We start from the raw sequence: 12,629 nt of genomic DNA, 5'->3' as shown, positions 1-12,629 counted from the left end.
ACCGGCGCACCCCCGACGTCAGTCGCCGCTGGCGGCGTTCGCCTCGACGTAGCCCCAGCTCTCGCACATCGGGCGCAGCTCGCGCGGGATCGCATCGGGGCGCGGGATGCTGCGCCCGGGCTGGACGGTGCCGCTGCGGATCTTGTCCCGCCAGTCGCCGATGCCCTTGTCGAAGTCGCCATGGTCCTGCTCGCCGTAGGCGATCATGCCCGGCTCCCACGGCAGGTCGAGGAAGTCGCAGATCCGGTGGAACTCGGCCGCCGGGTCCTCGGTGACGTCCTCGTAGCGCACGGTGAGCCCGGGGAGCCGCTGCCGCACGCCGTCCAGTGCCCGCATGTACTTCAGCGTGTGCAGGACGGCGCGGTTCATGGGCCGCCGCGCCGGGTCGGCGTCGTGCCACGACCGGGCGATCGACACGGGGTGGCGCAGCAGGAAGATGAACCGCGCGTCGGGCCAGCAGGTCGCGAACCGGTCGGCGGCGAACACGTTGCTGGGCGTCTTCTCCACGATGACGTCCTTGCCGCTGCGGAGCAGCTCCCGGTGGAGGATCCGGTCCCACAGGATGTGCTCGACGTCGGCGGTGTTGTGCCCCAGGGCCTCCATCGCCTTGCGGACCAGCGGCGTCGTGGGGTCGACGGCCAGCCGCCGGACGTGCGTCTCGATGGGCGCGTGCACCCGGGAGTGGCTGTCCAGCACCACACGCAGGAGCGTCGACCCGGACCGGGGCGCGGAGAGCACGAACACCGGGGCCACCAGCAGGCGGTCGGCCGGGTCCCGCGGCGGCCGGATCCGGCCCTTCCCGGGTCGGCCCGCTCCGCTCGTCCCCGCGCTGCCCGAGCCTGCGCCGCCCGTCACCCCGCCGCCCACGCCACTCCCGCGGTCGCGGGCGCGCGGCACACGCGTGACCCGAAGGCCCGCGTGCTTCTCCAGCGCGGCGGCGCAGCGGCGGGCGAGCTGCGTGCCCGTCCCTCGCACCGTGAGCATCCCGACTCCGTTCGCGCGACTACCGCCATCCACCGTGGCACGACGGATGGCCCTGCGCTTCTCGGAGCCGCAACTTAACCCTCCCGGTCAGAGCACCAGGCAGAACGGGTGGTTCGCCGGGTCGGCGAAGACGCGGAAGCCCGACCCCTCGCCCGGCAGCCGGGTCGCCCCGAGCGCCAGCACCGCGGCCTCGCCCGCGTCGAGGTTGGGCACGCCGACGTCCAGGTGCACCTGCTGCGGGTGCGCCGGGTCCGGCCACTGCGGCGCGTTGTAGTTGTCCACCGACTGGAACAGCAGCGGCCGGGGGCCGCCGAGCATCGCGACACCGTCCGCGTCGTACGCCACGGGGGCGCCCAGGATCCGGGACCAGAAGAGGGCGAGGGCCGACGCGTCCGGGCAGTCGAAGGTGGGACCCATGACGGTCACGCCGTCGGACTCCTCCTTGAGACACAGGTCGAAGGTGTGGCCGGCGAGGTCGGCCAGCGTGATCCACCGCTCGTTCTCGCGCAGCACGGTGGCCCCGAGCTCCACCGCGCGGGCCGTGGCGGCGGCCAGGTCGGGTACGTACAGGTCGATGTGCGCCTGCTGGGGGTGCTCCTGTCCCGGCCACTGCGGCGGGACGTGGTCGGGGGCGAGCTGGAACGCGACGTCCCACTGGTCGGGGGTGGTGACGGTGATCCAGTCGTCGTCCGTGAACTTCACCGTCCCGCCGGTCAGGGCCGTCCAGAAGTCGGCCTCGCTGCCGAGGTCGGGGACGTCGAGGACCACCGACTTCAGGACGCCCACGCCCTCGGGCGCGGGGCGGTCGGTCTCTGCTCCGGTGGAGGTCGATTCGGTCATGGCCAGCCCTTCGGGAGGTCGTCGCACGAGGAACGCTTCGGACTACTACCTTGCACCGGGTCACTGACACTCCCCAGCGGAAAAGTTGCGCGGGGCTGTCCACCGGGTTATCCACAGCTCGTACTCCCGGCGACCGGCACCCGTGCGGAGTTATCCACAGATGTTGTCCACAGTCCTGTGAATTGTGTGGTCCTGCCCGGTGAGCAGCGGACACACTGTCCCGGTGAACGACACCGTCGCCCTCGCCGAGGCAGCACTCGCCCGGGCAGCACTCGCTCAGGCAGCGTCGGCCCGGGCAGCATCGGCCGGGGCAGCATCGGCCGGGTCCGCGATCATCCCGCCGTCGGGCACGGTCCGCCTGACCGACCCGGTCGACCTGGGCGGCTCCGCCCGCTCGCAGGTGCTCCGCTGCCAGGTCGAGCAGGCGGACCACGGCGCCCCGGCCACGGTGATCGTCAAGCGCTTCCTGTCCGACGACGGAGCGTTCGTCCGCGAGGCCGTCGGCCTGGACCTGTGCCCGGGCACGCCGACCCTGCTCGCGCAGGACCCGGAGCACCATCTCGTCGTCATGTCCGACCTCGGCGACCTGCCGACACTCGCCGACCTGCTCGTCGGCGACGACCGCGACGCGGCCTGGGACGGCGCCCGGACCTGGGCGCGCGCGCTCGGCCGCACGACGGGCGGCTCCCGCGGCCGGGTGGCCGAGGCGCGGCGCCGCCTGGCCGCCGCCGAGCCGTGGGACGCCGACGCCGACCTCCGGGCCGGGCTCGACCGCCTGCTCGACGTGCCCGGCACGGCGGCACGCCGGGCCGCGATCGAGGCCGAGCTCGCGGCGGCCCAGCACCTGCGCACGCCGGGTGCCGCCGCGATCGTCTCGCCCACCGACACCTGCCCCGACAACGCGGTGCTCGGCCCGGACGGCTGGCGCTTCCTCGACCTGGAGGGCACCGACGTCCAGCACGCCGCGTTCGTCGCCGCGTACGGCCTGCTGCCCTTCGCCACCTGCTGGTGCGTGTTCGACCCGCCACCCGGTCTCACGGACATGCTGCTCGCCGAGCTCACGGCCGGCCTGGCCGAGCACGCACCCGACGTCGTGTCGGACCCCGGCTGGGATATGTCCGTGCGGCAGGCATGCGCGATCTACCTGGTCCTCGTCACGGGCTGGCTGTGGAAGAGCACCGTCGCGGGGCGCGAGCTGGTCGGCCCGGCGGGCAGGTCGCCGTCCTACCGGCAGCTCATGGTGTCCCGCTGGCGCTGGGGCGCGCTCAACCTGCGCAACGACCTCCCGGCGCTGGCTGCCGCCTTCGGCGACGCGGCAGCCTGGGCGCTGGACACGTGGGGACCCGAGGTGGAGCCGACCGGCTACCGCGCCTTCCGCTGAGCCCGGGCGCCGAGCGCGGTCGTGACGACGGTCCACGGCCGCCGGGCCAGCCGGGGGAGCCAGCCGCGCTGCTGCTCGACGCCGAACGTGCCGTCGGCGGCCATCGCCTCCACAGCCGCGACGTCGTCCGCCGGCTCGTCCACCGCGTCGATCTCCGCGACGAGCGCACGCACCCGCGCGGTGATGTCGTCGACGATCCGCTCGACCTCCTCGATGGGCCGCCCCGCCGGGTCGTCCAGGGGCCAGTCGAGGTAGCGCCGCCCGGGGAAGACGGGGCACGCGTCGCCGCAGCCCATCGTCACGATCACCCCGGAGGTGCGCACGATGTCGTCCGTGAGCTCCCGCGGGAACTCGATGAGCCCGTCGAGACCGCGGCGGGCGAGCACGGTCTCCGTCATCGTGTCGGGTTCGGCCACCGGCCGGGTGCCCGCGGTGCGCACGCGGATGCGGTCGCCCGCGAGACGCCGCGTCACCGCCGCCGCGATCTGGGACCGGCCGGTGTTGTGCACGCAGACGAACAGCACGTCCCGCGGCGAGCCGTGCGTCACCTCCGCCATCGCGGCGAGCCGGTCCGTCGCGAGCCACGCGGTGAGCGCCGGCACCTGCTCGGACGACCCCACCTGCCGGTGCAGCGCGGAGTAGCACTCCCGGACCAGCCGGTCCACGGTCCCGGCACCCGCGTTGGCGGCAAAGGCGATCGCGAGCGTGTCGACCAGCCGGCCGAGGAGCGCGTCGTGGTCACGTTCGTCGAGCGTCGGCTCGCCGGGGTACCGCGGGGCCGCGAGGGCCGCGGACCCGAACCGTGCGATCCCCCGGGACGAGACGCGGTACAGCGCCGCGTCCGCGGGCACGGGCCCGACGACGGCGACCAGTCCCACCGCGACCAGCGCCTGGAGGTGCTCCTCCACCTCCGCGACGGCCCGCGCGGCGGCGACACCCCGCGGCAGGTCGCCGGCCCCCGGCCCGTCCGGGCGCGGGTCCTCCGGCGCGGCGCGCAGCACCAGGTCCTCGGCGGTGCAGCGGCCCGCGGGGTGCGTGAGCAGCCGGGCCAGCAGACGCAACCGCTCGGGGTTCGCCATGGTGAGTTTTTGTGCCGAGCGCAGCTCGTCCGGGGTCATGGGTTTCTCCTTGGCCGACGGCGTTGTGGCCGAGCGCCAGGAGTGAGGCTACCGCGCCGTTTCGGCGAGCAGCGCGCCGAGTCTGTCACCTGAGCGGGTGACGTCCGAGCAGTGGGCGCCGGGCGTCAGGCGACCCGGAAGACCGGCCAGCCGATCTCGGTGCGCCACGCGGCGGGATCGCTCGTGTCACGGGGGCCGACGACGTAGACCTCCCGGACCGGCCCCGCCACCGACATCGCGTTCTCCACCACCCAGGTCCCGAGCTCCCCGTACGTGACCTCGATGCCGTCGTGCTCGCCGACGTGCGTGGTGACGGCCAGCTCCGCGGCCGGCAGGACCACGGGGTGCACGCGCCCTGAGCGCGGTGGCGCAGCGGTCGGCAGGTAGACGATCGAGTGACCCCGTTCCTGCTCGAACAGGGCGTTGTCGTAGGTGCCGCCCGGCGGCCCGGTCACGGCGGTGCCGACGGCCGCCTCCAGCTCGGCCATCGCGCCCGCGTACCAGGACTCGACGTCGTGATGCCCGACGACGGCCTCCACCGCGGCGACCGTCCGGGCGGGCTCGGCACGCAGCTGGACGTCGATCGGCGCGGGGTCGGGCCGGAGCAGGCGCCGCAGCGACACGACCGCGGCCCGCGTGCGGTCAAGGACGTCCTCGAGACGTTGCAGGTGGTCCGCGACCAGGGCCGCCCGGACACCGGGATCGGGGGTCCGCAGGATCCGCTGCACGTCGCTCAGCGGGACGTCGAGCTCGCGGAGCCGGTGGATGACCTGCGCGGTCGGGATCTGGTCCACGCCGTAGTAGCGGTAACCGGTCGTCTCGTCCACCACGGCGGGTTCCAGCAGGGCCGCCTCGTGATACCGCCGCAGGGTCCGCACGCTCAGGTGGGTCAGCCGCGAGAACTCCCCGATGGTCAGCACGCCCTCATTCTGAACCCTCCCCCGGGGGGAGAGTCCACTGCTTGACCCTCCCGCGGCCGGAGGCCACACGGTGGGCTCATGACACACCACACCGAGATCCCGTCCGACCTGCTCCCGACCACCGTGCGCGACTTCCTCACCGCGCACATCGCCTACGACGCCGACACCGCCTCGTCGTTCCTCACCGAGGACGCCGTGATCGTCGACCAGGACCAGACCTTCCGCGGCCGAGAGGAGACCCACCCGTTCCTGCGGGACGCCGGGTCCGAGTTCGAGTACACGACCGAGCAGATCGGCGCCCACCGCGTCGACGACACGCACTGGGTGGTCACCCTGCGGCTCGAGGGCACCTTCCCGGGCGGTGTCGCCGAGCTCGACTACCGGTTCGCGCTGCGGGACGGCCTCGTCACCGAGCTCGTCATCGCCAACCACCCGGCCTGACCACACCACACCACACCACACCACACCACTTCGATCTTCACAGGAGAAAAATGTCTATCGCAGATCGCGACCGTCTCGACGGTCGCTGGGCACTGGTCACGGGCGGCTCGAAGGGCTCGGGCAAGGCAGTCGTCGAGAGGCTGCGAGAGCTGGGCGCCGACGTGTACGTGACGGCGCGCACCATGCCCGACGGGTACGAGCACCCTGACCGGTTCATCGAGGCGGACATCCTGACGGCAGAAGGCACCGACACGGTCGCCGCTCGTATCGCCGAGGACGTCGGCACGCTCGACATCCTGGTGCACGTCGTCGGAGGGTCGTCGACACCGCCCGGTGGATTCGCCGTCATCACCAACGACCAGTGGCTCACCGAGCTGAACCTCAACCTGCTGGGGGCGGTACGGCTGGACCGGGCCCTCCTCCCGGCGATGATCCAGGCCGGGTCGGGCGTGGTGCTGCACTTCACCTCGATCCAGCGTGAGCTGCCCCTGCACGACGCGTCCCTGCCGTACGCGGCGGCGAAGGCCGCGCTGCGCACGTACAGCAAGGGGCTCGCCAACGAGCTCGCGCCGCGCGGCGTCCGGGTCAACGCGATCAGCCCCGGCGGCATCGAGACCGAGGCCTACGAACAGTTCGTGGACCGGATCGCCGAGGGCAACGGGCTCACCCGTGAAGCAGCCAAGCAGACGATCTTCGACTCCCTGGGCGGAGTACCCCTGGGACGGTTCGCGAACACCGAGGAGATCGCGGACCTGGTGGGGTTCCTGGTCTCGGACCGCGCGTCGGCGATCGTGGGCGCCGAGTACGTGATCGACGGCGGCACCGTCCCCACCGTCTGAGCCAGACACCCGGCCCACCACCTCCAGGAGCACACGTGACCACGCAGTTCACCGACCGGTCGTCCGCCCCACCGGTCGGACCGCCCCCGCCCTTCGACCCGGAGCTCGCACCCGTCATCGAGATCCTGACCAGCCTGCGCTCTCCTGACGCGTACCGTCCGGACAACATCGTCGAGATGCGCGCGCCCGTCCCCGGGGTGGAGGCCCCGACCGACGAAGTCCTCGCGCGCGGTGGCACCTACACCGTGGAGGAGCGGACGGTGCCCGGGCCGGACGGTGGACCGGACATCTCGCTGCTGATCTGTCTCCCGAAGCACGCGACGACGCCGACCCCGACCATCTTCCACATCCACGGCGGCGGCATGATCGTCGGGGACAACCGGTTCGGGCTCGTCGAGATGCTGAACCTGGCCGAGCCCCTGGGCATGGCCGTGGTGTCGGTCGAGTACCGGCTCGCGCCCGAGACACCCCACCCAGGTCCGGTCGAGGACTGCTACGCGGGCCTGGTGTGGGTGTCGGACCACGCCCACGAGCTCGACATCGATCCCGAACGCATCGTCGTCGGCGGTGCGAGCGCCGGCGGCGGCCTCGCGGCGGGTGTCACCCTGATGGCACGCGACCGCAACGGCCCGGCGATCCTGGCCCAGCTGCTCCTGTCACCGATGCTCGACGACCGCAACGACTCGCCCTCCGCTCGGCAGATGCGCGGCGTCGGTATCTGGGACAGCTCCTCGAACGAGACCGGGTGGAACGCGCTCCTCGGCGACGGCGTCCGCGGAGGCCCGGAGGTGTCCCCGTACGCTGCGCCTTCGCGTGCGGCAGACCTCTCCGGCCTGCCGTCCACGTTCATCGACGTCGGGTCGGCCGAGACGTTCCGGGACGAGGACGTCGCCTACGCGAGCAGCATCTGGCAGGCGGGCGGCCGCGCGGAGCTGCACGTCTGGCCGGGCGGGTTCCACGGGTTCGACGTCGTGGTCCCTGATGCGGTGATCTCGCAGGACGCCGTCGCCGCCCGGATGGCGTGGCTGCGCCGTCAGCTCGGGACCGGGCCTAGGGCCGCCGGCTCCCGGACCGGGGCGGGCGCACGGTCGGCACGTCGCCCACGATCGGGACGGGACGCCGGTGGAACGGGAACCCGTACCGCGTGACCAGGCCCGCGAGCACCGTGACGCGGTTGCGCGGCCCGACGAGGGACATGATGTGCACGAACAGCCACACGATCCACGCGAGACCCTTGGTGATGCGCAGCGACCGGCCCCCGGGCAGGTTGATCTCGGCGATCGCGGCGCGGCGGCCGATCACCGCCATCGTGCCCTTGTCGACGTAGCGCAGCTCCTGCAGGGGCTCGCCGTCGAGCAGGGCGCGGATGTTCCGGCCCGCCATGAGGCCGCCCTGGATCGCGGGCTGGGCGAGCTGCGGCAGGTCCGACGGCGAGATCGCGATGTCGCCCGCGGCGAAGACGCCCGGCAGGCCCTCGACCTGCATGTCGTCGCCGATCCGGATGCGGCCGCCCTCGTCCTGCGGCAGGCCCCAGTCGGCCACCTCGTCGTGCACGCGCACGCCGGCGGACCAGACGGTGAGGTCGGCGTGGATCCGGGTGCCGTCGGTGAGCACCACGGCCTCGCGCTCCACGGCCGCCACCCCGGCGCCCAGGTGCAGCGAGACCCCGCGGTGTCGCAGCTCCTGGGTCGCGTAGGTGCGCAGCTTGGGCGCGAACGACTTGAGGATCTCGCCGCCGCGCTGCACCACCTTGACCTCGAACGCGTCGCCGTGGATCTCCGGGTAGGCGGGTGCGAGGCCCGCGGTGCGCAGCTCGGCGAGCGCGCCCGCCACCTCGACGCCGGTGGCGCCGCCGCCCACGACCACGACGCGCAGCCCGTCGTCGGCGCGCTTCGACTTCGCGGCCTTCTCCAGGCGGATGAAGAGGTTGTCGCGGATCCGCATCGCCTGCGAGCGCGAGTACATCGGGAACGCGAACTCCTTGGCGCCCGGCGTGCCGAAGAAGTTGGTGGTGACGCCCGCCGTGACCACGAGGTAGTCGTAGCTGATCCAGTGGTCGTTGAGCAGGCGGATCTTCTTCGCGGCGTGGTCGGCCTCCACCAGGTGCTCGTGGACCACGTGCACGTTCTTCTGCTTGAGGCGCAGGCCGCGGAGGAAGTAGGTGACGTCGCCCGGGTTCAGGCCGCCGGTCGCGACCTGGTAGAGCAGCGGCTGAAAGGTGTTGTAGACGCGGCGGTCGATCAGCGTGATCCGTACGGGCGCGTCCTTCAGCGCCCGGACCGCCGCCATGCCGGCGAACCCGCCGCCCACCACGACCACGTGCGGCAGCGGCTCGGGGTCCTCGCTCAGCGTCTTCTCGAGGCCGTAGTCCTCGTCGTCCTCGGGGGTGTGCACGGGGGTGTGTGCAGATTCGGTCACAGGCACGAGTCTCTCACCGCCCGGGTTACCGTGGTCGGTCGTGAGCACCACCGACCACCAGAGCGACCCCGCGGGAACCGCCGCGCGCCCCGAGCAGCTGGCCCATGGCCTGCGCACACGCCACCTGACCATGATGGGTCTGGGCTCCGCGATCGGCGCGGGGCTGTTCCTCGGTTCCGGCCTCGGCATCGCCGCCGCGGGCCCGGCGGTGCTCGTGAGCTACGCCATAGCGGGCGCGATCGTCGTGCTCGTCATGCGGATGCTCGCCGAGATGGCGTCGGCGCTCCCGTCGAGCGGCTCGTTCTCCGTCTACGCGGAGGCCGCCCTCGGCCGCTGGGCCGGGTTCCTGCTGGGCTGGCTGTACTGGTTCACGATCGTCATGGTGCTCGGCGTCGAGGTGACGGGCGTTGCCGGGATCGTGCACGGCTGGTGGCCGGCGGTGCCGCAGTGGGCGGTCGCGGCCGCTGTCGTCGCCGTGTTCGGGGCGATCAACCTGGTGGGCGTGCGGCAGTTCGGCGAGGCCGAGTTCTGGTTCGCCACAGTCAAGGTCCTGGCGATCGTCGGCTTCCTCGTGCTCGGCGTGCTGATCGTGGTCGGCGTGGTGCCCGTGAGCGGCAGCGTGCTGGGGGAGTGGGCGTCCTACGGCGGGTTCGCCCCGGCCGGGCTGCCCGGCATCGCGGCCGGCCTGCTCACCGTCGTCTTCGCGTTCGGGGGGATCGAGATCGTCACGATCGCGGCCGCCGAGGCCCGCGACCCGCAGTCGGCGGTGGCGAGCGCCACCCGCACCATCCTGTGGCGCATCCTGTTCTTCTACGTGGGCTCGGTGGCGATCATGGTCGCCCTGATCCCGTGGACCGACGCCGCCCGGCTGGAGTCGCCCTTCGTGTCCGTGCTGGAGATGGCCGGGTTCGACGGCGCCGCGCGGCTCATGGAGGTCGTCGTCGTGCTCGCGCTGCTGAGCGCGTTCAACGCCAACGTGTACGCGACGTCCCGCATGCTCTTCTCGCTCGGCGGGCGCGGCGACGCCCCGGCGGCCGCGACCCGGGTCTCCCGGCGTGACGTGCCGTGGGTCGCGGTGCTGGTCTCGGTGTTCTTCGGCGTCGTCGCGGTGCTCCTCAACTACCTGCTGCCGGAGTCGCTGCTCGGGGTGCTGCTCAACGCCGTCGGCTCGGCGCTGCTCGTGGTGTGGCTGCTGGTCGTCGTCTCGCAGCTCCGGCTGCGCCCGCGGCTGGAGGCCGCGGCGGCCGAGCGCGGCGAGACCCTGCGCCTGCGCGCCTGGGGCTACCCGTGGCTGTCGTGGGTCACGCTCGTCGCGCTGGTCGCGGTGGTGGGCCTCATGCTGTCCGACGCCGCCGCCCGACCCCAGATCGCCGCGACGGCCGGCCTGGTCGTGCTGATCCTGGTGGTCTACGTGGTCGCGCGGGCGCTGCGCCGCGTGCGGTAGGCGTTCAGCAGACCGTCATCGGGGGTCCACCCGGCGGTCGGACGCCCGCCAGCGGGGACCTCGATCGTCGTCGGCATGACTGAGCACACTGCCGACGGCGTCGACCGCCGGACCTTCCTGTCCCTGAGCAGCCTCGGCGCGGCGGGCGTCGCGACCGCGGCGGCTGCGGGCGCCGCCGCCCCGGCGGAGGCCGTGAAGCTGAGCCGGCACCCGCAGCGGTCGCTGCGGTTCGGCCGGGACGGGAAGTTCAAGATCGTCCAGTTCAACGACACGCAGGACGACGAGAAGATCGACCGCCGCACGCTGGAGCTCATGCGCGCGGTGCTCGACGACGAGCGGCCGGACCTCGTGATCCTCAACGGCGACAACATCGCCGGCGGCTGCGACACCCCGCTGGAGATGCACCAGGCGATGAACAACGTGGTGCAGCCCATGGAGGAGCGCGCCGTCCCGTGGGCCATCACCTTCGGCAACCACGACGAGGACTCGACGCCGAACAGCGGCCTGGACGAGGCCGACATGCTGGCCTTCTACCGGTCCTACCGCCACAACGTGAACGGCCCGACGGCGCGCGGCGTCACCGGGCAGGGCAACTCGAACCTGCTGATCGAGGGCCGGGGCGGGCGTCCCGCGTTCAACGTCTGGCTGCTCGACTCCGGGCGGTACGCGCCCGACACCCTCGCGGGCCAGGACTTCGACGGCTACCCCCACTGGGACTGGCTGCGCATGGACCAGGTGAAGTGGTACCACGACACGTCGGTGGAGGTGGAGCGTCGCGCGGGGCACGTGGTGCCGGCCCTCATGTTCATCCACATCCCCCTGTGGGAGTACCGGTTCATGTGGTTCGGCTCGGTGGACGGACGCACCGACGCCGACCACGAGCGCGGCAAGGCCCGGCACCGGATCGAGGGGGAGCGCAACGAGGACGAGTGCCCGGGCCCCTTCAACTCGGGCATGTTCTCGGCGATCCAGCACCGTGGCGACGTCCGCGGCGTGTTCTGCGGCCACGACCACGTGAACACCTACTCGGGCGACTACTACGGCGTGCTGCTCGGGTACGCGGGGAACACCGGGTTCGGCACGTATGGGCTGGGCGGCGCCGAGCGCAACCGCCTGCGCGGCGCCCGGGTCTACGACCTCGACGAGTCGGTCGACGGCGTGCTGGCCGGGACCCGCATGCGGTTCGCCGGTGAGTACGGCATCGACCTGACGGCCGACGACCAGTGGATGGAGCCGCTCCCGCTGCCCTGACCGTCGGCCGGACACGTCGGAGGGGGCGGCGCGCGGATGAGAAAATGTGCGCATGGCTGAGCTCCTCGCGGTCTGTCGCGTGTACGTCCTGCATCCCGACGCCGGCCCGGTGGGGGTCACCGCGATCGACAAGCGACCCGTGGAGGGCCGTGTCAAGGTGCGGCCCTACGGCCTCTACGCGGACGTGCAGGCCGACCGCGCCAACCACGGCGGCCTCGACCAGGCGGTGTACGCCTACGCCCAGGAGGACGCCGACCACTGGTCCGCCGAGCTCGGCCGGGAGGTCACGCCCGGGCTGTTCGGCGAGAACCTGCGGGTCAGCGGCCTCGACGTGAACGGCGCGGTGATCGGCGAGCGGTGGCAGATCGGGTCGGCGCTGCTGGAGGTCACGCAGCCGCGCACGCCCTGCCAGACCTTCGGGCGGCGGCTTGGCGAGCAGCGCTGGGTGCGCCGGTTCACCCAGGCCAACCGCACGGGTGCCTATCTGCGCGTGATCGAGAACGGCGATCTCGGCGCGGGCGACACCGTCGATGTCGTGCACCACCCCTTGCACGGGGTGACCGTCGCGGACTGGTTCGGCGCCCAGTACGGCCTGGCCCGCGCGTCGGTGGGGGCTGCTGCGGCCAGCGGTCCCGCCGCCGGTGGTCCCGTTGCCGTTGCCGGTGGTCCCGCCGGCGCGGACGCGCCCGAAGTCGACACGCTGGAGGAGCTGGCGCAGCGGCTGCTGAACGCGCACGCCGCGGGCGAGATCCGGCTCAGCGTCGACATGCACCGCCGCAGCGAGCAGGCCGCGGCCCGCGCCGTCGTCGACTGACGGGCGATCTCCGGCTGCGCAAGCGTTTCCCCGGAGATCTCGGGACCCACGAGACCCACGCGGCCCACGCGGCCCACGGTCTCCGGGGAAAGACGTACTCAGCCAAGTGGGTAACGGAGACGGAGCAGTGCTACCTCTCCGTTACGCACCCGGCTGCGCAAGCGTTCCCCCGGAGACCT

The 12,629-nt window shown here is 72.7% G+C and carries 12 protein-coding genes; 7 read left to right on the top strand and 5 right to left on the bottom strand.

Annotated elements, in window-relative coordinates; translation table 11 throughout:
* Positions 1-18: 18 nt before the first annotated feature.
* Entirely contained in the window at positions 19-984 is a 966-nt protein-coding gene (locus tag ACH45N_RS00495) for a sulfotransferase family protein (protein WP_397390131.1), read from the bottom strand.
* Positions 985-1,071: 87 nt separating this feature from the next.
* On the bottom strand, positions 1,072-1,824 hold the full coding sequence (locus ACH45N_RS00490) for a VOC family protein (RefSeq protein ID WP_397390129.1): 753 nt from the start codon (positions 1,822-1,824) through the stop codon (positions 1,072-1,074).
* 223 nt (positions 1,825-2,047) lie between these two features.
* Here ACH45N_RS00490 and ACH45N_RS00485 point away from each other — a divergent pair, with 223 nt between their 5' ends.
* The gene (locus ACH45N_RS00485) at positions 2,048-3,205 is read left to right on the top strand and encodes a hypothetical protein (protein WP_397390127.1); all 1,158 of its coding nucleotides are present in this window, start codon (positions 2,048-2,050) and stop codon (positions 3,203-3,205) included.
* On the opposite strand, the gene ACH45N_RS00480 is transcribed toward ACH45N_RS00485, so the two are convergent.
* Complete coding sequence (locus ACH45N_RS00480) at positions 3,187-4,323, bottom strand: low molecular weight phosphatase family protein (protein WP_397390125.1); 1,137 nt, start codon at positions 4,321-4,323, stop codon at positions 3,187-3,189. The two genes, ACH45N_RS00485 and ACH45N_RS00480, sit on opposite strands and share 19 nt — an antisense overlap.
* A 125-nt stretch (positions 4,324-4,448) precedes the next feature.
* On the bottom strand, positions 4,449-5,243 hold the full coding sequence (locus ACH45N_RS00475) for a MerR family transcriptional regulator (protein WP_397390123.1): 795 nt from the start codon (positions 5,241-5,243) through the stop codon (positions 4,449-4,451).
* 78 nt (positions 5,244-5,321) lie between these two features.
* On the opposite strand from ACH45N_RS00475, the gene ACH45N_RS00470 reads away from it, so the two are divergent.
* From ACH45N_RS00470 to ACH45N_RS00460, 3 genes are read left to right on the top strand one after another with little or no spacing between them, the layout of a single operon-like run.
* Positions 5,322-5,684, top strand: coding sequence for a nuclear transport factor 2 family protein (locus ACH45N_RS00470; RefSeq protein WP_397390121.1), 363 nt, complete (start codon positions 5,322-5,324; stop codon positions 5,682-5,684).
* 50 nt (positions 5,685-5,734) lie between these two features.
* Positions 5,735-6,523 (top strand): SDR family oxidoreductase, encoded by a 789-nt coding sequence (locus tag ACH45N_RS00465; protein WP_397390119.1) that lies wholly within the window; start codon positions 5,735-5,737, stop codon positions 6,521-6,523.
* Positions 6,524-6,558: 35 nt separating this feature from the next.
* Positions 6,559-7,671 (top strand): alpha/beta hydrolase, encoded by a 1,113-nt coding sequence (locus tag ACH45N_RS00460; RefSeq protein WP_397390117.1) that lies wholly within the window; start codon positions 6,559-6,561, stop codon positions 7,669-7,671.
* On the opposite strand, the gene ACH45N_RS00455 is transcribed toward ACH45N_RS00460, so the two are convergent.
* Positions 7,574-8,941 carry an NAD(P)/FAD-dependent oxidoreductase gene (locus ACH45N_RS00455; protein WP_397390115.1) on the bottom strand — a complete coding sequence of 456 codons (1,368 nt, stop codon included), beginning with the start codon at positions 8,939-8,941 and terminating at the stop codon, positions 7,574-7,576. The two genes, ACH45N_RS00460 and ACH45N_RS00455, sit on opposite strands and share 98 nt — an antisense overlap.
* A 40-nt stretch (positions 8,942-8,981) precedes the next feature.
* Between ACH45N_RS00455 and ACH45N_RS00450 the strand changes: the two genes are divergently transcribed.
* The 3 genes from ACH45N_RS00450 (at position 8,982) to ACH45N_RS00440 (ending at position 12,450) form a co-directional block, all read left to right on the top strand.
* A complete protein-coding gene (locus ACH45N_RS00450; RefSeq protein WP_397390113.1) occupies positions 8,982-10,385 on the top strand; it encodes an amino acid permease in 1,404 nt (467 codons plus the stop codon).
* Between the two features lie 75 nt (positions 10,386-10,460).
* Positions 10,461-11,636, top strand: a complete 1,176-nt coding sequence (locus tag ACH45N_RS00445) for a metallophosphoesterase family protein (RefSeq protein ID WP_397390111.1) — start codon at positions 10,461-10,463, stop codon at positions 11,634-11,636.
* Positions 11,637-11,688: 52 nt separating this feature from the next.
* Positions 11,689-12,450, top strand: a complete 762-nt coding sequence (locus ACH45N_RS00440; protein WP_397390109.1) for an MOSC domain-containing protein — start codon at positions 11,689-11,691, stop codon at positions 12,448-12,450.
* Positions 12,451-12,629 lie beyond the last annotated feature (179 nt).

Origin of the sequence: Promicromonospora sp. NPDC019610 (assembly GCF_044389365.1) — a bacterium.
In the GTDB taxonomy this organism is placed as follows: domain Bacteria; phylum Actinomycetota; class Actinomycetes; order Actinomycetales; family Cellulomonadaceae; genus Promicromonospora.
The sequence above is the reverse complement of the archived record's forward strand: the minus strand, read 5'-3'. Positions and strand labels throughout refer to the sequence as shown.